Annotated in this window: 18 protein-coding genes; 9 read left to right on the top strand and 9 right to left on the bottom strand. The window is 63.7% G+C overall.

The annotated features are described in order from the left end of the window. Positions 1-61: 61 nt before the first annotated feature. Positions 62-892, bottom strand: a complete 831-nt coding sequence (locus RX331_RS35745) for an enoyl-CoA hydratase (RefSeq protein WP_317254263.1) — start codon at positions 890-892, stop codon at positions 62-64. Between the two features lie 151 nt (positions 893-1,043). Then, a complete protein-coding gene (locus RX331_RS35740; protein WP_317254262.1) occupies positions 1,044-1,745 on the bottom strand; it encodes an SDR family NAD(P)-dependent oxidoreductase in 702 nt (233 codons plus the stop codon). A 174-nt stretch (positions 1,746-1,919) separates the two neighbouring features. Here RX331_RS35740 and RX331_RS35735 point away from each other — a divergent pair, with 174 nt between their 5' ends. Together RX331_RS35735 and RX331_RS35730 are read left to right on the top strand one after the other, a co-directional pair. After that, positions 1,920-3,689: an acyl-CoA dehydrogenase family protein gene (locus RX331_RS35735; RefSeq protein ID WP_317254261.1), complete on the top strand. Its 1,770-nt coding sequence runs from the start codon at positions 1,920-1,922 to the stop codon at positions 3,687-3,689. Between the two features lie 48 nt (positions 3,690-3,737). Next, positions 3,738-4,826 carry a Zn-dependent alcohol dehydrogenase gene (locus tag RX331_RS35730; RefSeq protein WP_317254260.1) on the top strand — a complete coding sequence of 363 codons (1,089 nt, stop codon included), beginning with the start codon at positions 3,738-3,740 and terminating at the stop codon, positions 4,824-4,826. 149 nt (positions 4,827-4,975) lie between these two features. Here the strand turns inward: RX331_RS35730 and RX331_RS35725 are convergent, their stop codons facing one another. From RX331_RS35725 to RX331_RS35695, 7 genes are all read right to left on the bottom strand, one after another. Further along, entirely contained in the window at positions 4,976-5,329 is a 354-nt protein-coding gene (locus tag RX331_RS35725) for a nuclear transport factor 2 family protein (RefSeq protein ID WP_317254259.1), read from the bottom strand. Positions 5,330-5,367: 38 nt separating this feature from the next. Then, on the bottom strand, positions 5,368-5,928 hold the full coding sequence (locus tag RX331_RS35720) for a hypothetical protein (protein WP_317254258.1): 561 nt from the start codon (positions 5,926-5,928) through the stop codon (positions 5,368-5,370). Positions 5,929-5,993: 65 nt separating this feature from the next. After that, on the bottom strand, positions 5,994-7,466 hold the full coding sequence (locus RX331_RS35715; protein ID WP_317254257.1) for an amidase: 1,473 nt from the start codon (positions 7,464-7,466) through the stop codon (positions 5,994-5,996). A 123-nt stretch (positions 7,467-7,589) separates the two neighbouring features. After that, a complete protein-coding gene (gene mbfA / locus RX331_RS35710) occupies positions 7,590-8,561 on the bottom strand; it encodes an iron exporter MbfA (protein WP_317254256.1) in 972 nt (323 codons plus the stop codon). 72 nt (positions 8,562-8,633) lie between these two features. After that, positions 8,634-9,797 carry an alpha/beta hydrolase gene (locus tag RX331_RS35705; protein WP_317254255.1) on the bottom strand — a complete coding sequence of 388 codons (1,164 nt, stop codon included), beginning with the start codon at positions 9,795-9,797 and terminating at the stop codon, positions 8,634-8,636. 167 nt (positions 9,798-9,964) lie between these two features. Continuing rightward, positions 9,965-11,506 carry an acyl-CoA synthetase gene (locus RX331_RS35700; RefSeq protein WP_317254254.1) on the bottom strand — a complete coding sequence of 514 codons (1,542 nt, stop codon included), beginning with the start codon at positions 11,504-11,506 and terminating at the stop codon, positions 9,965-9,967. Between the two features lie 178 nt (positions 11,507-11,684). Continuing rightward, positions 11,685-12,857 carry an acetyl-CoA C-acetyltransferase gene (locus RX331_RS35695; RefSeq protein ID WP_317254253.1) on the bottom strand — a complete coding sequence of 391 codons (1,173 nt, stop codon included), beginning with the start codon at positions 12,855-12,857 and terminating at the stop codon, positions 11,685-11,687. 148 nt (positions 12,858-13,005) lie between these two features. On the opposite strand from RX331_RS35695, the gene RX331_RS35690 reads away from it, so the two are divergent. From RX331_RS35690 to RX331_RS35660, 7 genes are all read left to right on the top strand, one after another. Next, positions 13,006-13,671: a TetR family transcriptional regulator gene (locus RX331_RS35690; protein ID WP_317254252.1), complete on the top strand. Its 666-nt coding sequence runs from the start codon at positions 13,006-13,008 to the stop codon at positions 13,669-13,671. A 65-nt stretch (positions 13,672-13,736) separates the two neighbouring features. Continuing rightward, the gene (locus RX331_RS35685) at positions 13,737-14,495 is read left to right on the top strand and encodes an SDR family NAD(P)-dependent oxidoreductase (RefSeq protein WP_317254251.1); all 759 of its coding nucleotides are present in this window, start codon (positions 13,737-13,739) and stop codon (positions 14,493-14,495) included. Positions 14,496-14,645: 150 nt separating this feature from the next. Then, on the top strand, positions 14,646-15,452 hold the full coding sequence (locus tag RX331_RS35680) for an enoyl-CoA hydratase/isomerase family protein (RefSeq protein WP_317254250.1): 807 nt from the start codon (positions 14,646-14,648) through the stop codon (positions 15,450-15,452). Between the two features lie 50 nt (positions 15,453-15,502). Further along, complete coding sequence (locus tag RX331_RS35675; RefSeq protein WP_317254249.1) at positions 15,503-17,374, top strand: AMP-binding protein; 1,872 nt, start codon at positions 15,503-15,505, stop codon at positions 17,372-17,374. A gap of 110 nt (positions 17,375-17,484) precedes the next feature. Further along, on the top strand, positions 17,485-18,612 hold the full coding sequence (locus tag RX331_RS35670) for an acyl-CoA dehydrogenase family protein (RefSeq protein ID WP_317254248.1): 1,128 nt from the start codon (positions 17,485-17,487) through the stop codon (positions 18,610-18,612). 147 nt (positions 18,613-18,759) lie between these two features. After that, a complete protein-coding gene (locus tag RX331_RS35665) occupies positions 18,760-20,004 on the top strand; it encodes an acyl-CoA dehydrogenase (protein WP_317254247.1) in 1,245 nt (414 codons plus the stop codon). Positions 20,005-20,154: 150 nt separating this feature from the next. Continuing rightward, complete coding sequence (locus RX331_RS35660) at positions 20,155-21,399, top strand: acyl-CoA dehydrogenase (protein WP_317254246.1); 1,245 nt, start codon at positions 20,155-20,157, stop codon at positions 21,397-21,399. Positions 21,400-21,521: the final 122 nt, after the last annotated feature.

Raw genomic sequence — 21,521 nt, 5'->3', positions numbered from 1 at the left:
TGAGCCCGGTTCTGGCTCCGCACCAGGACCGGGCTATTTTCTCCAGAAGATAACCTGATCCTCAATTCCCCCGGAACACCGGCTTGCGCTTTTCAATGAACGCCTGCACCGCCTCTTTGTGATCGGCAGTCGTGGTCAGGCGAGTCAGGCGTTCGGCCTCGTGGTCGCGCGCGGTGGCGAAGTCGAATTGCAGCGCTTCGTCGAGATTGTCCTTAATGTAGCGCAGCGCCAGCGTTGGTCCCTCGGCCATGGATTTGGCGAGTGCAAACGCCTCGGCCTGCAGTCTGTCGTCAGGCACTACGCGGTTGACGAGGCCGATCGTCTCGCATCTCGCTGCCTCGACCTTGTCGCCGGTGAACATCAATTCGCGCGCCCGCGAGGTGCCGACCAGCCGCGTTAACAGCCAGGCGATGCCGTAGTCGCCGGAGAGCCCGACGCGGACATAGCCGGTGGCGACGAAGGCCGATTGCGCGGCGATACGGATATCGCAGGCCAGCGCGAGCGCGAGGCCGGCGCCGACCGCGGGGCCGGGCAGCGCGGCGATGGTGGGCTTGCGCACCGAGACCAGCGCGCCGGTCAGCAGGCGCTGCCGCTCCTGCAGGTCGGCGACCTTGTCCTCATAGGACATCTCCAACCTCTTCTTGTCGCGGTGCGCGCCCATGCCTTTGACGTTGCCGCCGGCGCAGAACGCTGGTCCAGCGCCGGTCAGCAGCAGTGCGCCGACGTCAGGGTTCTCGCCGCACGTCTTGATCATGGTGCGCAGCGCCGGTGTCAACGTATCCGAGAACGCGTTGCGCGCCTCCGGGCGGTTCAGCGTGATGATGGCGACGCGGTCGCGGATCACGCAGAGCAGCTCGTCGGTGCCGGTGTCGATCTTGGTTTCGGTGGTCATGGTTTCCCCTATGTTTGTTCTGTCATTGCGAGGAGCGAAGCGACAAAGCAATCCATCCATCCGTTATGCGGCGCGATGGATTGCTTCGCGGAGCCTGTCATCCGGCGGCGCTTCGCGCCGACCGGGTGGCTCGCAATGACGGCGGTGGGTGTCAAAACTTCTCCACCCACGGCCGCACCTCGATTTCCCAGGTCCAGGCGCTGCGCGGCTGCTGCAGCACGTTCCAATAACTCAATGCAATCGCGTCGGGATCGAGCATCGAGTCCGGCTTGTCGTCGGGCTCGGTGCGTGTGGCACTCCTGATGCCACCGTCGATGACGAAATGCGCGACATGGATGCCTTGCGGGGATAGTTCGCGCGCCATGCTCTGGGCCAGCCCGCGCAGCGCGAACTTGCCCATCGCGAACGGCGCCGATTGCGGATAGCCCTTCACGCTGGCGGACGCGCCGGTGAACAGGATCGCGCCGTGCTTGTTCGGCAGCATGCGCTGCGCCGCCTGCTGCGCCACCAGGAACCCGCCAAACGCCGAGACCGTGATCGCATTGGCGACCTCTGCCGGCACCAGATCGACAAACGCGCCGCGCGCCCGGCCGCTGGCGTTGTAGACGACGAGATCGGGCGTGCCGATCTCGCGCTCGACCAGGCCGAACAGCCGCTCGACCTCCTCGGGCTCGGTGGCGTTGCAGGCGAAGGCGCGGGCGCCGGTCTCCGCGCAGAGCGCGCCCAGCTTTTCAATCTTGCGCGCGGCGAGCGCAACCTTGATGCCTTCCCGCGCGAACAGCCGCGCAAGCGATGCGCTGAGCCCCTCGCCAGCGCCGACGATCAGGGCAATTTTGTATTTTGGCAATTCCATGGGAGAAGTCCTTAGCTAGTGGGACTTGCGTAATCTAGGAGCCGGATTCCGTCTGGCAATCGTCCGCCATGGGGAGGCCCTCCAATTATGCTTGTTGACGGCCCGCCCGCCTGCGCTATCGGTAGTTGATCAACATCGGGCAGAACGAACAAGGCTCAAAATATGCATCCACTCATGCATGATCGTACGGCGGCATCGGCCAATCAGCCGGGACTCCTTGCGCCTGATACGACCGGGATGAATTTCTACCGCGCCGATCCGGCGTTGACCGATCTGCTCAGGCTTCATCTCCCCGATGCGCTGTTTCGCCATATCGAGCCGCATCTCGATCGCCTCGGCGAACTCGCCGGCGGCTATCTCGACGAATGCGCGCGGCTTGCCGACCGGCATACGCCAGTGCTGCATCAGCGCGACAAGTTTGGCCGCGATACGCAAATTATCGAATATCACCCGGCCTATGGCGAGCTGGAGAAGGCGGCATTCGGCGAGTTCGGCATTCACGCGCTGTCGATCCGCAAGGGCATCATGGGCTGGCCCGACAAATATCCGGTCGTTGCCAAGCACGCTTTCACGTTTCTGTTCAACCAGACCGAATTCGGCATGGGCTGCCCGATCAACGTCACCGACGGTTGCGCAAAACTGCTCAACAATTTCGGCAGCGAGGCGCTGAAGGCAAAATATCTCGACGGCCTGACCCAGACCGACATGACCAAGCTGACGCAGGGCGGCCAGTTCATGACGGAGAAGGAGGGTGGCTCCGATGTCGGCACGCTCACGACGAAAGCCGTGCAGGAAGGCGATCACTGGCGGCTCTATGGCGAAAAATGGTTCTGCTCCAATGCCGACGCCAAGGTGGTGATGCTGCTGGCGCGGCCCGAAGGCGCAGGGCCTGGCACGCGCGGCGTCGGTCTGTTCCTGATGCCGCGTTTTCTCGACGACGGCTCGCAGAATCACTACCGGATCGTTCGCCTCAAGGACAAGCTCGGCACCCGCTCGATGGCGTCGGGCGAAATCAAGTTCGAAGGCGCGATCGCCTACGCCGTCGGCAAGCTCGACCGCGGCTTCGTGCAGATGGCCGAAATGGTGAATTCGTCGCGGCTTTCCAACGGCGTCAAATCGACCGCGCTAATGCGGCGCGCGCATCATGATGCGATGGTTGTGGCGAAGAATCGCGTGGTGTTCGGCCAAAGGATCATCGATTTGCCGCTGGCGCGGCGGCAGTTGATGAAGATCATGTTGCCGACCGAGCAGGCACTGTCGCTGAGCTTCCTCACCGCCGATGCGCTCGACCGTGCCGAAGCCGGCAGCCAGGATGCCGCGGCGCTGCTGCGCATCCTGACGCCGACGCTGAAATTCCGCGCGACGCGTGACGCCCGCAAGGTCTGCGGCGACGCCCTGGAGATGCGCGGCGGCATCGGCTACATCGAGGAATTCGCCACCGCGCGCTTGCTGCGCGACGCCCATCTCGGTTCGATCTGGGAGGGCACCGGCAACATCGTCGCGATCGATGCGCTGACGCGCGCGGTCGGCCGTCACGGCGCCGATGCCGCCCTCGCCGCCGACCTGCATGCCCGCCTCGACGATAGCCCCAAGGTGCCGCAGGCCTGGCGCAATACCTTGCGCGAATTGACCGACCGCGCCGTGGGTTTTGCGCGCGAAGTAGCCAGAAGCCGCGACAATGAGGGCGATGCGCGCCGCGCCACCAGCCTGCTCTACCATGTCGCCAGCGCCGTCGCGCTCGCCTGGGAAGGCGGCCGCATCCACGAGATGCGCGGTGACGCAAGAAGGCTGCTGCTCTCGCGCATGGTGATCGACCATCGCGTGGCAGTGGGCGATCCGTTCCGGCTTGCGGAAAATACCACCCAGCGCGCCATTACCGACCATCTGCTCGGCGAGCGCGATGTCGGCATGGCCGAGGTTGGCGAATTGCTCGTCGCAGCGTAGGCTGCGGCCAGTTCAATCATAAGAACAGAAACCAATGGGGAGACACCGATGAAGGCCGCCGTTCTGCATGAGGTCAACAAGCCGCTGGTGATCGAAGAGGTCAGCGTCCCGAATCCCGGACCGCGCGAGGTCCTGATCCGCACGCGCGTCGCCGGCCTCTGCCACTCCGACCTGCATTTCATGGAGGGGCTCTACCCGCATCCGCTGCCGGCGGTGCTCGGGCATGAATCGGCCGGCGTGGTCGAGAAGGTCGGCTCCGACGTCAGCTATGTGAAGCCCGGCGATCACGTCGTGACATGTCTGTCGGTGTTCTGCGGTACCTGCGACAACTGCACCACCGGCCGCACGGTGCTGTGCACCGACACCACGGTGAAGATGCTGCCCGGCCAGTCCAACCGGCTGTCCTGGGCGCGCGAGGAAAAGCTGCACCAGTTCCTCAATCTCTCTTCGTTCGCCGAGCAAATGCTGGTGCACGAGAACGCCATCGTTAAAATCCGCAAGGACATGCCGCTGGAATTGGCGGCGCTGATCGGCTGCGGCGTGATCACCGGCTATGGCGCGGTCGTCAATACGGCCAAGGTTCAGGCCGGCGAGACGGTCGCGGTGATCGGTTGCGGCGGCGTCGGCATGGCCGCAATCAATGGCGCGGCGATCGCCGGCGCCGGCCGCATCATCGCGATCGATACCAACCCGGTGAAGCTGCAGCTTGCCACCAAGCTGGGGGCTACCGACATCGTCGATCCCGCCAAGGGTGACGTCGTGCAGCAGGTGCGCGAACTCACCGGCGGCGGCGTGCATCATTCCTTCGAGGTGCTCGGCCGCAAGGAGACCGCGGAGCAGTCGTTCGGCATGCTGGCGCCCGGCGGCACCGCGACGATCGTTGGCATGATCCCGTTCGGCCAGAAGATCGAGCTGCACGGCTTCGACTTCCTGCGCGAGCGCAAGATCCAGGGCTCATCGATGGGCTCCAACCATTTCCGCGTCGACATGCCCCGCCTCATCGAGTTCTACATGCGCGGCAAGCTGCACCTGGAAGACTGGATCTCGGCCAAGCTGAAACTGTCGGAGATCAACGAAGGCTTTGCCAACATGAAAGCCGGCAAGACGCTGCGCAGCGTGATCGTGTTCGATAGCTAACGCTGCTTGTCATCGCCCGGCCTTGTGCGCAATTGCGCACTGGGACCGGGCGATCCAGTACGCCGCGGCGGCAGACGTACGCTTCAACTAACGGCTCGGGTTACTGCATGTCCCGCTTGAAGCGGGGCATGACAGCAGTGGGTGGGTCGTCACCGCGACACGTGTGCTGATACAGCTAACCATCTCCCGTTCTGCTTCGCCCAGCAATCGGTATAGCGGCCGTGCGCCTGTTGCCCATCCGGCGTGGTGTAGCTGGTGGCGGCGTGGATGATGGCGAAGTCGCCGAGGATACGGATTTTGACGTCATGCGCAGTCAGATTCCTGATCGTCACCGGCACCGCGGTCTGCTTCAGGAATGCCGCGCGATCGACCAGCGACTTGTCGGGATTGGAGCAGTAGAAATCGGGGCTAAGGATTTCGTCGAAGCGCTTGACGTCGGAATTCTGCACGGACGCGACATAGTCGTGGTTGAGCGCCGTCAGCTCGGCGAGGTCGTTGTTCATGATTTTCCTCCGGTTTGTTGGTCAATGCAGAGCGGCCATCACGCCGTTCTCGTCGAGCGCTTGATCGCGGCGCGGGCGAGCGAGCCAAGCACGTAACCCGCAAGCGAGAAGGCGACGGGCGGCAAAAGCCCGTTGAGATCAGAGATGGCGCGAGACAGGAATTGTCCAAGCGCCGGTGGCGCCAGCAGAAGGTCCAGGTTCAGGAAAACAAGCGGCGATATCACGAAGAGCGCCAGGCGCAGCCGGTGTTTGGCGAAGACGCATAGTAGCGCAACGATGACGGCTGTGGCGCCGAACAGGCCGTAGGCAATCTCGAAGCCGAGGGCGTGGCGGATGTTGAAACCGGTGGCCAGCAACAGACCCCAAACAAGGCCGGCAATCAGAGGCGCCGTGTCGTCAATACTCCTGAAAGCCGGTAGATAGCCTAGTGCCAGGAATACTAAAATCGACAGAGTGGGCCAGGCCGCGACAAAGGTGCCATGCATCAGCCCCCATAACTGGAATGTTGGCCAGCCAAGCGCGGCATAGGCATAGCCGAGCGGCCACATCAGCAGGAAGCCGGCAATGACGGCGATGACGCTCCGAATGAAAGTCCGCATGGCGCTTTCAACCGTACCGCTTCACCCTCGCTCCTCGCAACGACGTTGCAGGTAAGTTTCGTCCCTCAATCGTCGAACATCGGCGGCGGCTTGAAGCCGCCGAATTCGCGCTCGATCAGTTCGGCCAACTTCAGCGGCGTGCGGTCCTCCAGCCATGGGCCGACGATCTGCACGCCGACCGGCAGCCCCTCCGGCGAGAAGCCGGTCGGTAGCGCGGTCGCGGGCAGGCCGGGCAGGGTGGCGATGCCAGGCCAGGCGAGCTGGTCGGGATAGACGTGATCCTCGCCGTCGATCCTGACGCGGCGCTTCTCCTGCTCGTCGGAATGATCGTGCGGGTAGGCCGGTGTTGGCATGATCGGGCAGATCACGGCATCGAAGGTCTTGAACAGCTCGCGCCATTGCGCGCGCAGGCGGGCGCGGGCGACGTCGTCCATCAGCCAGTTGCGATGGCTGATCGCAATGCCGCGCAGGCGCTCGGCGCCGAGGCTGACATCGCTCGCGGGCAGCGCGGCTGCGGCGGCCTGCGCGCCGGCATAGACGTCCGGCGGGAAGGAAGCAGCGAGGAACGACATCAGCATCCGCATGTAGAGCCGCGATGTCTCGGCAAAGTTCGGTAGCAGTGGGCTGGTGCGGTCGACCTTGACGCCGGTCTTTTCGAGATTGGCGGCGAGCCGGTGAATCGTGCCGCGCACCACCTCGTCGGTCGGCATGATCGGATCGGTGTCGACGACCAGCACACGAAAATCCTTGAGTGCAGCGTGGCGCGGCCCCGGCAGCGCGAGCTTGTAGCCCTTGCCAGCCTCCAACGGATCGGGACCGGCCATGACGTCCAGCAGCAGCGACAGATCGGCGGCGCTGCGCGCCATCGGGCCGGTCACGGCAAGATCGCGATCGAGCGGCAGCGGCTGGAACGGCGGCGGCGTGTGGCCGCGGCCCGGCACCAGCGCGAAGGTGGGCTTATGCGCATAGACGCCGCAGTGGAAGGCCGGCACGCGCAGCGAGCCGCCGATGTCGGAGCCCAGTGACAGCGGGCCATAGCCGGCGGCCAGCGCGGCGGAGGAGCCACCGGACGAGCCGCCCGGCGTGCGGCCGAGATCGAATGGATTGTTGGTAGTGCCGTAGATCTCGTTGTAGCTCTGCCAGTCGCCGAGCCCGAGCGGCACGTTGGTCTTGCCGAGGATGACGCCGCCGGCGTCCTTGACGCGCGAGACCGACAGCGCGTCTTCAGTCGGCGTGAAATCCTTGTGCACGGGAATGCCCCAGGTCGTTGGCAGTCCCGCGATATTGTAAGATTCCTTCACGGTCACCGGCAGGCCGAGCAGCGGCTTCGTCACGCCGCGCGCCCGCTCGGCGTCGGCGGCGCGGGCAGCGGCCAGGGCACGATCGAAATCGCGAACGCAGATCGCGTTGATCTTGGCATCGTGCCGCTCGATGCGGCCGATCGCATCCTCGGCGAGTTCGACCGCAGAGACCTTTTTCGCAGCGAGTGCGGCTGACAGTTCGACGGCGGTTTTGAAGCTCCATTGCGATTTGGCCAAGGCGTATTCCCCGCTCTGTTATGAATAGGCGCGGATGATGCTCAGTTTAAATGCACGCCGCAAGAGCAATAGCTACACAGCGGCGCGCTCTTCACCTTGCTGTCGTTGGCGATTGAGGTGCTTCTAGGCCGCCCCGATCAATATCCCGACCGCGAGCACGATGGCCCCTCCCAACACGATCTGAAACACCGCCTGCAGGAATGGCGTGTCCATGTAGCGCGCGCGGATGAAGGCGATCGCCCAGAGCTCGAAGAACACGATGACGCAGGCGATCGCGGTGGCGATCCAGAACGCGTTCGGCCAGCTGTCCGGTACCAAATAAGGCAGGGTATGGCCGATGCCGCCGAGCGTCGTCATCAGCCCGCAGGTGATGCCGCGCAGCCACGGCGAGCCGCGCCCTGTCAATGAGCCGTCATCCGACAGCGCTTCGGCAAAACCCATGCTGATGCCGGCGCCGATCGAGGCGGCGAGGCCCACCAGAAAGGTCTGCCAGTTCTGATGGGTAGCAAAGGCGGCCGCGAACAGCGGCGCCAGCGTCGAGACCGAGCCGTCCATCAGACCGGCGAGCCCCGGCTGGACATATTGCAGCACGAACATGCGCCGCCGCGTCCTGTCCTCTTCGGCGCGCACGTCGGGCTTGAGGATTTCGCCGGTCAGTTTGACCGCAAGCTGCTCGTGGTGCTTCTCCTCCTCGGCGAGGTCGCCGAGCAGGCGCCGCACGCCGACGTCTTCGGCCTGCTCACTGGCCTTGGCGTAGAAGCGCTCCGCCTCAAGCTCCATTGTCTCGACTTCTTTGCGGATGGTGTCGAGCGGCAGGTTCTTGGTCAGCCAGATCGGGCGACGTCTCAGAAAGCCTTTGACGTCCTCACGGCGGATCGGCGGCAGATGCGGACCAAAGCGCTTCTCATAGAGTTCGAGCAGGCGATGCCGGTGGCCGCGCTCCTCCTCCGCCATCTCCTCGAACACTTTTGCCGAATCCGGGTAGCGCTCGGCGAGGTCCTCGGCGAAGCTCATGTAGATGCGGCTGTCTTCCTCCTCCGAGGAGATAGCCACGGCCAACACCTCGCGCTCGGTCAGGTCGGCGAAATTCTTCACGGCATGCGCCTTCTTCTTAATTTAGAATTATTCTAATCTTGGCGCTTGCCAGGGTCAATTGTCGGACCCGCTCTAGTCTGCCTTCGTCGTCGCTTCATGCAGGAATTGCACCAGCAGCCGGCTGACTTCGCCCGGCTGCTCCTGCTGCACCCAGTGCCCCGCACCCTCGACGAGATGGCAGCCGATCAAGTTGGTGCAGGCTTTGGTCTGCATCGCCTCGAGCACGCCAGGCCGCTGATAGGTGCCCCAGTCCTGCTTGCCCGAGATGAAGGCGGAAGGCACGTCGATGGTGCGGCCGGACCATAGCTGCAATTCCGCCGTGAACGCGCCGGAGGTGCCGCAGCGATACCATTGCAGCCCGCCCTGGAATCCGTTGCGCTCATACTCGGCGGCGTAAAAGGCAAGCTCACTGTCCGGCAGCCATTTGTTGGCGGCAATCTCGGCAGGTGAGGGCATCTCCTCGGCGACGGTCGCGGCCATGCCCTTGGCGAGGTCCATCACATAATAGGTCGGCAGCTTTGCGACTTCGTCCGCTGTCCAAGCCTTAAGCGGATACGGCTTGTTGTCTTTCCAATCCGCGCTCTTGTGATGATAGTAGGCACGCAGAAAAGCATGCAGCCCCTGCGGCGCGCGATGCATGTCGTTATCAGCCTCGCGCGTCGAGTAGTACCACTGGTAATGTTTTCGCGGGCGCGGCAGTGCAGCGAGGTCGCGATGGATGGGATCATCGGCGGGCTTGGCTGGCTCGTTCACCGTGTTGAACGGCAGCGACGGCGGTCCACCGAACGGTGCACTCATCATCACGACCGATCTGAACACGTCAGGCCGGATCAGCGCACACCAGGCCGCAACCGGCGAGCCGAAATCATGCCCGATAACGGCGTCGACGCTGCGATAGCCGAACGCCGACACCAGCCCCAGCACATCGCGCACCAGATTAGGAAAGCGGAACGAGGCGAGATCGCCGTCATAATCAGGGTCCCATCCGGTGGTGCGGCCATAGCCGCGCTGGTCCGGCGCGATCACGTGGTAGCCGGCTTCGGCGAGTGCCGGCATCACCTTGCGCCAGCTATAGGCCAGCTCTGGAAACCCGTGCAGGAGCAGCACGCAAGGGCGGCCGCGCGTCTCAAAGCCGGCTTCCAGCACATGCATGCGCAGGCCGTTGATGCCCTCGACATAGCGCGAGCGGATGGTGGAGGGCAGCGGAATGTCGGGGACGGAAGCAGTTGTATTCATCTGGCGAACCTCCTTGTCGTCCCGGACAAGTGAGCGTAAGCGAGCGCGATCCGGGACCCATCACCACAAATGTTTGCCGCGATAAAAGGCTGTAGCCCCAGCTTTGTAAAGCGATCAACAGCGGTGATTATGGGTCCCGGCATTCGCCGGGACGACAGTGGAGAGACTTACGCCTTGGTCGCGGCCTTCGGCCAATATCTGTCGCGCAGATGGCGCTTCACCAGTTTCCCCGTCGGTGTGCGTGGCAATTCCGCTTCGAAATCGATGCTCTTCGGGCACTTGATCGGCGACAGATGCTGGCGGCAGAACGCGATCAGTTCGGCTTCCAGCTCCTTGCCGACCTTGGCCATGTCGTGCGGCTGTACCACGGCCTTGACCTCTTCGCCCATTTCCTCGTTCGGCACGCCGAACACCGCGACATCGGAGACGGCGGGGTGGGTGATCAGGACGTCCTCGGTCTCCTGCGGGTAGATGTTCACCCCGCCCGAGATTATCATGTAGCTCTTGCGGTCGGTGAGATAGAGATAGCCTTCTTCGTCGAGATAGCCGACGTCGCCGAGCGTCGACCAGCCCTTGTCGTTATAGGCTTTCTTCGTCTTCTCGGGATCGTTGTGATAGGTGAAGGCGGGTGCGTCGGCGAAGTATACCGTGCCGATCTCGCCGACCGGCCGCTCCTCGTCATTCTCATCCAGAATTTTCACCTTGCCGACCACGGCGCGGCCGACGGTGCCGCGATGGGTCAGCCATTGCTGCGAGGTCGACACCGTCACGCCGTTCCCTTCGGAGCCGGCGTAATACTCGATCAGGATCGGCCCCCACCATTCGATCATCTTGGCCTTCACGTCGACCGGGCACGGCGCCGCGGCGTGAATCGCGCCCTTCAGCGTTGAGACATTGTAGCGCGCCCGCACCTCGTCGGGCAGTTTCAGCATGCGCACGAACATGGTCGGCACCAGCTGCGACTGCGTCACCTTGTATTTCTCGACCAGCCGCAAAAATTCCTCGGCGTCGAAATGCTCCATGATGATCGAGGTGCCGCCGAGCGTGATCGCCATCATGTTGAAGCGCAGCGGCGCGGCGTGATAGAGCGGCGCCGGCGACAGATAGATGCTGTCGGACGACATGCCGCACATGTCGGCGCAGAGAATTTTCAGGAGCGGATTAGGCTCGTCGATCGCCTTGCCCTCGAACGCCTTCTTGATGCCCTTGGGCCTTCCGGTGGTGCCGGACGAATACAGCATGTCATAGCCGGCGACTTCATCCGCGATCGGTGTCGTCGGCATCGCCATCGCTTCCTGGTCATAGGCACGGAAATAGGGTTCGGGCTCGTCCATCATGTAGAGCAGGGGACCGCCCACCTGGCCGACCAGGCCCTTGACCTGTTCGTGGCATTTCGGCGTGGTGATGAAGACTTTGGCGCCGCAATCCCCAACGATATAGGCGATCTCGTCCTGCGTCAGATAGCGGCTGATCGCGGTGTAATAGAGGCCCGCGCGCTGCGCCGCCCAGCAGATCTCCATGAAGGCGAGGCGGTTTTCCATCAACAGCGCAATGTGGTCGCCGGCCTTGAGCCCGAGCGAACGGAACAGATGCGCGCCCTGGTTCGAGAGCTCGTCGAGCTCGCGATAGGTGATCGCCTTGCCGGTGCCGGCCATCTGATAGGCGATCTTGTTCGGTGTGGTGCGGGCGTGAACGGACGGATGCGACACAGGTGCCTGCCAAGGATTGAGTTGTCGTCCCGGCCTTGAGCCGGGACCCATAACCACCAATCTAAGTCATTGAGACGCGCCGGAGCTCCAAGCTCGCCATAACCACGCACTCCTGTGATTATGGGTCCCGGCTCAAGGCCGGGACGACTCCCTTATGTAGAGACTTTCCGCGCGCTTCTTACAGTCTTTCCACAATCGTCACATTGGCCATGCCGCCGCCTTCGCACATGGTCTGCAGGCCGTAGCGCTTGCCCCGCTGCTTCAGCGCATTGACCAGCGTCGTCATCAGCTTTGTGCCGGAGCCGCCGAGCGGATGGCCGAGCGCGATGGCGCCGCCATTGACGTTGAGCCGCTCAGGGTCGGCGCCTGTCGTCTGTAGCCACGCCACCGGGACAGCCGCAAACGCCTCGTTGACCTCGAACAGGTCGATGTCATTGATCGACATGCCGGCCTTTTCCAGCGCGCGCTTGGTGGCGTGCAGCGGGGCGTCCAGCATGATCACGGGATCGCCGCCCATCATGGTCATGTGATGGATGCGCGCCAGCGGCTTGACGCCGAGCGACTTGAGGCCCCGTTCGTTGACGACCATTACGCCGGAAGCGCCGTCGCAGATCTGGCTGGCGCTGGCGGCGGTATGCTTGCCGTTCTCGGCGATCAGCTTGACGCCACGGATGCCGTCGAGGCTCGCATCGAAACGGATGCCTTCGTCGATATGGTGGGTGTCGGTCGAGTTATCGGCTCGGGTGATCTGCAGCGGAACGATCTCGTCCTTGAACTTACCGGCTTGGGTGGCGGCAATCGCGCGCTGGTGGCTGTTGTAGGAGTATTCGTCGAGCTGGTCCTTGGAGAGCCCGTACTTCTCCGCCATCATTTCGGCGCCGGTGAACTGGCTGAACACGATGTTCGGATATTTCTTCTCGATGCCCGAGCTCTTGTAATGACCAAAGCCGTTCTTGGCCGGGAGCTGCGAGGCAAGGCCCATCGGCACGCGGGTCATCGATTCCACACCGGCGGCGATCACGATATCCATGCTGCCGGCCATCACCGCCTGCGCAGCAAAGTGAAGCGCCTGTTGCGACGAGCCGCACTGCCGGTCGACCGAGGTGGCGGGCACACTCTCGGGCAGCTTCGAGGCCATCACCGCGTTGCGGGCGATGTTGTTGGACTGTTCACCGGCCTGCATCACGCAGCCCATGATCACATCTTCGACCTGGGCCGGATCAACGCCGGTGCGGTCGACCAGCGAGTCCAGCACGGAGGCGGCGAGATCGGCTGGGTGCCAGCCCGCCAGACGCCCCCCCTTGCGGCCGCCAGCGGTGCGCGCGGCGGCAACGATATAGGCCTCAGCCATGTCTGTTCTCCCTGGTCATTGTTGTCTGTTGGAAAAGTCGGGCCGGATTTAAGGGGCGCGACGGCATTTAGTCAATCAATCAATTAACTCTTGAGCGCAGCCGCGGCATGCGCTTATGTGCGGCCAGATTTCCTTCCCTCAGGCTGCGATGGGATCTCAGTTGAATACCAGCGTACCGACCAAGCTGCCGAGCGGCCGAAATGCCACCGCCGAGAAGCTGCTCGTCGCGGCGAGCGAGTTGATGATCGAACGCGCCTCGATCGAGGTCTCGCTGTCGGACATTGCGCAGAAGTCGGGCGTCAACGCCGCGCTGGTGAAATATCATTTCGGCAACAAGGACGGGCTGCTGTTGGCGCTCTTGGCGCGCGACGCCGCCACCGAAATGTCGGGCCTCGAATACCTGATCAGCCAGCCGATCACGCCGACCGCGAAGCTGCGGCTGCATATCGGCGGCATCATCCGCGCCTATCACCAGTTCCCCTATATGAACCGGCTGATCCACTACCTCCTGCACGAGAGCAGCGCGGAGGCCGCTGACGAGGTCTCGCAATTCTTCGTCGCGCCGCTGCTGGACTTTCACCGCCGGCTGCTCGCCGAGGGCGTCAAGGCCGGCGAGTTTCGCAATATCGATCCGGTGCTGTTCTACACCAGCCTAATCGGCGCCTGCGATCACCTGTTCTTCGGCCGCCACGCGATGTCGCGGGCGACCGGGGTGGGTCCGGTCACCGACGAAGTCTGCCGCGATTACATCAAACATATGGAAGCGCTGATCTTCGGCGGCATGTTGAATGGGCAAATAGCGAGTAGCGAGTAGCGAGTAGCGAATGGTCGTCCATTCGCCGGTCTAGAGAAGAAACCACCAAGGAAAGGCTCTCAAAAATGCAGTTGAAAGACGTTGCCGTAATCATCACCGGCGGTGGCTCCGGCTTAGGTGCCGCGACCGCCCGCGCCATGGCTGCCAAGGGTGCCAAGATCGGCGTGCTCGACCAGAACAAGGAAAACGCCGAGAAAGTCGCGGCCGAGGTGAAGGGCGTTGCGCTTCATGCCGACGTCACCGACGAGGAAGGCATGAAGGCCGCGATCGCCACGGCGGAAGCGGCGCATGGCGTGGCGCGCGTCCTGATGAACTGCGCCGGCATCGGTGGCTCGCAGCGCGTAGTCGGCAAGGACGGCGTCTATCCGCTGGCAAAGTTCGTGCGCATCATCAATGTCAATCTGATCGGCACCTTCAACGCGCTGCGCCTGTTCTCCGAACGGCTTGCCACCGCGGCGCCGATCGGCGAGGAGCGCGGCGTCATCATCAACACCGCCTCCGTCGCGGCCTATGAAGGCCAGATCGGCCAGATCGCCTATTCGGCTTCGAAGGGCGGCATCGTTGGCCTCACGCTGCCGGCGGCGCGCGACCTCGCCAGCCTGAAGATTCGCGTCAACACCATCGCGCCCGGCATCTTCTTCACGCCGCTCTTGATGGGCCTGAACGAGGAGGCCCGCAAGAGCCTCGGCGCCCAGGTGCCGCACCCGGCCCGCCTCGGCGAGCCCGACGAATACGGCGCGCTCGCGGTGCACATCGTCGAGAATGCAATGCTCAACGGCGAGACCATCCGCCTCGACGGCGCCATCCGCATGGCGCCGCGGTAGGTCACGCACTAGCGTCGTCCCCGCGAAAGCGGGGACCCATACTCCGCGGCTGTTCTTGTTGCAGAAGGTCTCTGCCACCATGCCTCATCGATATGACACGGCCTATGGGTCCCGGCTCAAGGCCGGAACGACGATGGATGGGAGAGTTGCGTGACTCAACCGCTATTGATCGCACATCATGACGGCGTCGATTGGGTCACGCTCAACCGGCCCGACAGCCTCAACGCGCTCGATCCCTCGCTGATCGATGCGCTCAACGCCTATTTCGAAGGCGTGCAGCGCAACCGCTCGACCCGCGTCGTGGTGCTCAGGGGGGCCGGTGCCTCGTTCTGCGCTGGGCTCGATCTGAAACATGCGATGAAGCGCCGCGCCGGGCAGCAGGAGCCACCTGGTGTGACCGAGTCGCTGGATTCGCAGCGACGGATCGCCGACATCGTGATGCTGATGCGGCGCTGTCCGCAGCCGATCATTGCGTTGATCCAGGGCGCGGCCGCCGGTGGCGGTTTTGCGCTGGCCCTCGCCGCAGACATCCGTATCGCCACGAAGTCCGCGCGGATGAACTGCGCCTTCATCAAGCTCGGTCTTGGCGGCTGTGATATCGGCACTTCCTATTTTCTGCCGCGGCTGGTCGGCGTCTCCGTCGCATCCGAACTGATCCTGACCGGCCGCTTCATCGGCGCCGAGCGCGCGCTGGCGGTCGGCCTCGTCTCTGAGGTCGTCGAGGAGGGCGGGCTCGATGCCGCAGCCGAGCCTTACGTCGATGCAATGATGACGGCCTCGCCGGTCGGCCTGCGCCTATCGAAAGAGTGCCTCAACATGAGCATCGACGCCGGCTCGATCGAGGCCGTGATCGCGATGGAAGATCGCAATCAGGTGCTCTGCAGCCGCTCGGAAGATTTCAACGAAGGCATCAGGGCCTTCCTTGAGAAACGAAAGCCTGTCTATATCAGGCGCTAGAACGAAAAGAGCTACGAGATCCGCAAAGGACGAATTCCGGGAGACGCAATATGAGTGGGAGTGCCGCCGCGGTGTTGAGCAAGCCAGCCTTTCGCAAGATTGAATGGCTGGCGCGCGACATTGCGGTCGAGCGTCGCCCCGATGGCGTCATCGTCCTGAAGTCGCGCATTCCACTGCAGTCTTACGAGAAGCATATTCCGGCTTCGCTGGCGAAATGGGCGAAGGAAGCGCCGGAGCGCACCTGGCTGGCGCAGCGCGGCGGAGCGGAGCGGCAGTGGCGAAAGGTCTCCTACGGCGAGGCCAAGCGCATCGTCGATGGCCTGACGCAGGGCCTGCTCAACCTCGGCCTTGAAGAAGGCCGGCCCGTTGCGATCCTGTCCGGCAATTCGATCGAGCATGCGCTGATGACCCAGGCGGCGATGCAAGCACGCTTGCCGGCAGCGCCGGTGTCGCCGGCCTATTCGCTGATGAGCCAGGATCACCTCAAGCTCAAATACCTCTTCAACCTGATCAAGCCCGCAGTCGTGATGGTGCAGGACGGGCCGACCTTCGAGAAGGCGTTGAAAGCGCTCGATCTCACCGGCATCACGGTCGTCCATGTTTTGCGGCCCTGCGACGGCATCGAGAGCGTGCCCTTTGCCGATCTGGCCGCGACACCGGTGACAAAAGATGTCGAGGACTCGATTGCGAAGATCACGCCCAAGACCGTCGGCAAGCTTCTGTTCACGTCGGGCTCGACCGGCATGCCCAAGGCTGTCATCAACACGCAGGAGATGATGTGCGCCAATGCGGCGATGATGATGCAGGTGCGCCCGCGCGATCCCGGCGGGCCGATCGCCACGGTGCTCGACTGGATGCCCTGGAATCACACTATGGGCGGCAATGCCGCGTTTCATCCGATCCTGGTCGATGGTGGCACGCTCTATATCGATGGCGGCCGGCCGATGCCGGGTCAGTTCGAGGAGACCATTAGGAATCTGCGCGAGGTGTCGCCGACCTATTACGCCAACGTGCCTGCCGGCTACGCGGCGCTCGCCGCCGCGATGGAGAAGGATGACGCGCTGTGCCGCAGCTTCTTCAAAAACCTTTCCATCATGGCCTACGGCGGGGCGCGGCTGCCGGACGATCTCTACGACCGCATGCAGGCGCTGGCGGTGAAGACCACCGGCGAGCGCATCGTGTTCTATACCGGCTGGGGTTCGACCGAGACCGCGCCGACCTCGACCGGCACCTATTGGGATACCGAGCGCGTCGGCCTGATCGGCCTGCCGTTCCCCGGTGTCGAACTGAAGCTGGTGCCGTGCGGCTCGAAGTACGAACTGCGCCTGCGCGGCGTCAACGTCACGCCCGGCTATTTCGGCCAGCCGGACCTGACGATGAAGATGTTCGACGAGGAAGGCTTTTATTGCATCGGCGATGCCGGCGTGTTCGTCGATGACAACGATCCGCTGCAGGGCATCATCTTCGCCGGACGCGTGGTCGAGGATTTCAAGCTCACGACCGGCACCTTCGTCCATGTCGGCTCGCTGCGCACCGATGCGATCGCGGCCGCGACGCCCGTGGTGCATGACGCGCTGGTCGCCGGGCAGGACCGCGAATTCATCGCCCTGCTCGCCTGGCCCAATCTGCATGCCTGCCGCCAGATCGTCGGCAACGCCGACGCAACCTTCGGGGACGTGATCAGGCATCCTGACGTCATCGCGTGTTTCAAGAGCGGGCTGGAAGCCCACAACGCTTCCGCCACCGGCAGCAGCATGCGCATTGCCCGCGCGATGCTGATGGCCGAGCCGCCCTCGATCGACGGCAACGAACTCACCGACAAGGGCTACATCAACCAGCGCGCCGGCCTCGAACGCCGCGCCGCACTGGTGGAGAGGCTCTATGCCGCTCAACCGGGAGAGGACGTAATCATTTTGAACTGACCGTAGGATGGGTAGAGCGCAGCGAAACCCATCAGATCCGACCAAGCCATCGATGGGTATCGCTTCGCTCCACCCATCCTACGAAACTGTTGCAACGCGAGTAGGCCAACATGAACTTCGATTTCTCCGACGACCAAAAACAGATGCGCGACGCGGCGAGGAAGTTTCTTGCCGAACAGTGCCCGCCGAAAGCCGTGCGCGAGGTGCTCGATGGTAAGGCGCCATATGACAAGGCGCTGTGGAAGGGGCTCGCCGAGATGGGATTTCTCGGCGTCGCGATCCCCGAGGAGTTCGGCGGCGCCGGCGCTGGCCATCTCGAGCTCTGCGTGATCGCGGAAGAAATGGGCCGCGCCAACGCGCCTGTGCCGTTCTCTTCCACCGTCTATCTCGCCGCGGAAGCGCTGCTGATCGCGGGGTCCGACGCGCAGAAGCGGAATTGGCTGCCGAAGGTTGCTTCCGGCGAAGCGATCGGCACGCTGGCGCTGTTCGAAGGCAAGGGCAATCCGTCGCCGAAGGCGATCAAGCTGCAGGCGTCCGGCGGTACGCTCACGGGCGTGAAGAAGCCGGTACCGGATGGCGCGATCGCGGATTTCGCGGTCGTTGCCGCGCGCACCGGCGTGACCGGGCGCGATAGTGATATCTCGCTGTTTCTGGTCGATCTGAAGGCCGGCGGTGTCGAAGCCAAGGCGCTGACCAATATCGATCCGACCCGTGGCCAGGCCGAACTCACTTTCAAGAACGCCAAGGCCGAGCCGCTCGGCGCTGCCGGCGAGGGCTGGAGCATCCTCACGCAGGTGCTCGACCGCGCCGCGGTGCTGCTGGCGTTCGAGCAGGTCGGCGGCTCCGACCGTGCGCTGGAGATGGGCCGCGACTATGCGCTCGACCGTATCGCCTTCGGCCGGCCGATCGGCTCGTTCCAGGCGGTCAAGCATATGCTGGCCGACATGTATGTCTCGGCGACTCTGGCGCGCTCGAACTGCTACTACGGCGCCTGGGCGCTCTCCACCAACGCCGGTGAATTGCCGGAAGCCGCCGCGGCCGCGCGCATCAGCGCGACGCAGGCGTTTCAGCACTGCTCCAAGAACAACATCCAGGTTCACGGCGGCATGGGCTTCACCTGGGAGTTCGACTGCCACATGTACTACCGCCGCGCCAACGCCACCGCGCTGACGCTCGGCAGCCTGTCCTATTGGGAAGATCAGTTGATCGACCGCATGCGCAAGAAGAACGCGGCTTAACGAGGCTCGCGTCCCGGACGCGATGCAGCGCTCTTCGCGCTGCTTCGCACAGCCGGACCCACAGGGACCAACGATGGACCCCGGCTTAGCAGCGCACCGCTTCGCGCTGCGCCGCATCCGGGGAACGCGAGAGGAAAGAGAAGCGACATGAACTTCGACGACACTCCGCAGGAAGCCGCATTCCGCGCTGAGGCGCGCGCATGGATTCAAGCCAACGCGCCGAAGCAATATGAGGAGGAGTTGCGCAAGACCTCGCTCGGCCGCTCCGGGCTGAAGGGCGCCAACATGCTCGAAGTCGCAAAAGCCTGGCAGAAGAAGAAGGCCGATGCCGGCTGGGCCTGTCTGCACTGGCCGAAGGAATATGGCGGCCGTGGCGCCTCGCCGATCGAGCGCGTGATCTGGCAGCAGGAAGAGGGCCCGTTCGGCAAGCTCTCCGGCATGTTCATCATCGGCCACGGCATGTGCGGGCCGACCATGATGGCGTTCGCCGGCGAGGAGCAGAAGCGCAAATATCTGCCGCCGCTCGCCTCCGGCGAGAAGGTCTGGTGCCAATTATTCTCCGAGCCCGCCGGCGGTTCTGACGTCGCAGGGCTCCGAACCCGCGCGGAGAAGAAGGGCGACGACTGGATCATCAACGGCCAGAAGATATGGACCTCGGGCGCGCATTATTCCGACTACGGGATCCTGCTGACGCGCACCGATCCGACCGTGGCCAAGCACAAGGGCCTCACCATGTTCTTCCTGGACATGAAGAGCCCGGGCGTCGAAGTGCGGCCGATTAAGCAGGCCAGCGGCCAGTCCGACTTCAACGAGGTCTACTTCACCGACGTGAAGATCCCCGATTCGCAGCGCCTCGGCGCTGTCAATGACGGCTGGAACGTTTCGCTGACCACGCTGATGAACGAGCGCATGTCGATCGGCGCCGGCGTTGCGACCGGCTTTCCTGAACTGTTCGACTTCTGCAACAGCTTGATGCTGGAAGATGGCCCCGCGATCGAGGACCGCAGCGTTCGCTCCCGCCTGGCGAACTATGCCGTGAAGGCGAGCGGGCTCCGATACACCAGCATGCGCGCGATCTCGGCGTTGTCGAAGGGCGAGCGCCCGGGGCCGGAAAATTCCATCGGCAAGCTGGTGGCGGGATCGATGGTGCAGGAGGTCGCGATGTATGCGCTCGACCTGCAGGGTGCCGCCGGCGTGCTGAGCGGGCCGGAGGATGCCGAGGTTGCCGGCAAGTTCCAGGCGATGCTGCTGCGCGCGCCCGGCACCCGCGTCGAGGGCGGCACCGACGAGATCATGCGCAACATCATCGCCGAACGCGTGCTTGGTTTGCCCGGTGACATCAGGGTCGACAAGGACGTGCCGTTCAACCAGATCCCGACGAAGGGAAGATAGACCACGTGTCCCGGACGCGGCGCGGCGTTCTTCACGCCGCTCCGCAGAGCCGGGACCCACACGATGCCAGTTCGATGGGCCCCGGCTCTGCAGCACACCGCTTCGCGCTGCGTCCGGGGCACGTTTCCAGAGACAAAGGAGAATGCCGCCATGAACTTCGACGACACCCCGCAGGAAGCGGAATTCCGCAGCTTGGCTCGCAAATGGATCGATGCCAACGCGCCGAAGCAATATGAGGCGGAGCTTTCAAAATCCTCGCTCGGCCGCATCCGCCTGGAGAAGGAAGAGATCGTCGATGTCGGCAAGGCCTGGCAGAAGAAGAAGGCCGAGGGCGGCTGGGCCTGCCTGCACTGGCCGAAGGAATATGGCGGCCGCGGCGCGACGCCGATCGAGAAGGTGATCTGGCAGCAGGAAGAGGGCGTCTACGGCAAGCTGACCCAGCCGTTCCAGATCGGCGAGGGCATGTGCGGCCCGACCGTGATGGCGTTCGGCAGCGAGGAGCACAAGCGCCACTATCTGCCGAAGCTGGCGTCCGGCGAACATATCTGGTGCCAGCTGTTCTCCGAGCCGGCGGGCGGCTCCGACGTGGCGGGGCTGCGCACCCGCGCGGAGAAGAAGGGCGACAACTGGATCGTCAACGGCCAGAAGATCTGGACTTCCGGCGCGCATTATTCCGATTACGGTCTTCTGATCACCCGTACCGATCCCAATGTGCCCAAGCACAAGGGCCTGACGATGTTCTTCCTCGACATGAAGAGCGAGGGCGTCGAGGTGCGGCCGATCAAGCAGGCCAACGGCATGCAGGAATTCAACGAGGTCTATTTCACCGACGTCGTGATTCCGGACAGCCAGCGCTTGGGTGCGGTCGGTGATGGCTGGAACGTGTCGTTGACCACGCTGATGAACGAGCGCATGTCGATCGGCTCGCGGCTCGCCACCGGCGTCCCCGAGATGTTCGAATTCTGCTCGAACTTGGTGCTGGAGGAGGGGCTTGCGATCGACGATCCCGCCGTGCGTTCCAAGCTCGCAAGCTGGGCGGTGAGGGCGAGCGGGCTGAAATACACCAGCTACCGCGCCATCTCCTCGTTGTCGAAGGGCGAACGTCCCGGTCCGGAAAACTCCATTGGCAAGCTGGTGTCGGGCATGATGCTGCAGGATATCGCGGCTTACGCGATGGATCTGCAGGGCGCGGCCGGCGCGCTCACCGGCACTGACGAAGAGCTGGTGCGTGGCCAATTCCAGCAGATGCTGCTGTCCTCGCCCTCGATGCGCATCGCCGGCGGCACCGACGAAATCCTGCGCAACATTATCGCCGAACGCGTGCTCGGTTTGCCCGGGGATATCCGCGTCGACAAGGACGTGCCGTTCAACAAGATCCCGACCAAGGGGCGGTGATCTTTCCGCAGAACAACTCTCGTGTCCCGGACAAGGTGCAGCGTGAAACGCTGCTCCGCCGAGCCGGGACCTAGTGTGATGGGCCCCGGCTCTGCGACGCGTCACTTCGTGCCGCATCGCGT

This window comes from Bradyrhizobium sp. BWA-3-5 (assembly GCF_032917985.1).
In the GTDB taxonomy this organism is placed as follows: Bacteria; Pseudomonadota; Alphaproteobacteria; order Rhizobiales; family Xanthobacteraceae; genus Bradyrhizobium.
The sequence above is the reverse complement of the archived record's forward strand: the minus strand, read 5'-3'. Positions and strand labels throughout refer to the sequence as shown.

Excerpts from the sequence above, each read along its gene's own strand:
- RX331_RS35745 (WP_317254263.1), bottom strand. The coding sequence starts at position 892 with ATGACCACCGAAACCAAGATCGACACCGGCACCGACGAGCTGCTCTGC.
- RX331_RS35740 (WP_317254262.1), bottom strand. The coding sequence starts at position 1,745 with ATGGAATTGCCAAAATACAAAATTGCCCTGATCGTCGGCGCTGGCGAG.
- RX331_RS35735 (WP_317254261.1), top strand. The coding sequence starts at position 1,920 with ATGCATGATCGTACGGCGGCATCGGCCAATCAGCCGGGACTCCTTGCG.
- RX331_RS35730 (WP_317254260.1), top strand. The coding sequence starts at position 3,738 with ATGAAGGCCGCCGTTCTGCATGAGGTCAACAAGCCGCTGGTGATCGAA.
- RX331_RS35725 (WP_317254259.1), bottom strand. The coding sequence starts at position 5,329 with ATGAACAACGACCTCGCCGAGCTGACGGCGCTCAACCACGACTATGTC.
- RX331_RS35720 (WP_317254258.1), bottom strand. The coding sequence starts at position 5,928 with ATGCGGACTTTCATTCGGAGCGTCATCGCCGTCATTGCCGGCTTCCTG.
- RX331_RS35705 (WP_317254255.1), bottom strand. The coding sequence starts at position 9,797 with ATGAATACAACTGCTTCCGTCCCCGACATTCCGCTGCCCTCCACCATC.
- RX331_RS35695 (WP_317254253.1), bottom strand. The coding sequence starts at position 12,857 with ATGGCTGAGGCCTATATCGTTGCCGCCGCGCGCACCGCTGGCGGCCGC.
- RX331_RS35690 (WP_317254252.1), top strand. The coding sequence starts at position 13,006 with ATGGGATCTCAGTTGAATACCAGCGTACCGACCAAGCTGCCGAGCGGC.
- RX331_RS35685 (WP_317254251.1), top strand. The coding sequence starts at position 13,737 with ATGCAGTTGAAAGACGTTGCCGTAATCATCACCGGCGGTGGCTCCGGC.
- RX331_RS35675 (WP_317254249.1), top strand. The coding sequence starts at position 15,503 with ATGAGTGGGAGTGCCGCCGCGGTGTTGAGCAAGCCAGCCTTTCGCAAG.
- RX331_RS35670 (WP_317254248.1), top strand. The coding sequence starts at position 17,485 with ATGAACTTCGATTTCTCCGACGACCAAAAACAGATGCGCGACGCGGCG.
- RX331_RS35665 (WP_317254247.1), top strand. The coding sequence starts at position 18,760 with ATGAACTTCGACGACACTCCGCAGGAAGCCGCATTCCGCGCTGAGGCG.
- RX331_RS35660 (WP_317254246.1), top strand. The coding sequence starts at position 20,155 with ATGAACTTCGACGACACCCCGCAGGAAGCGGAATTCCGCAGCTTGGCT.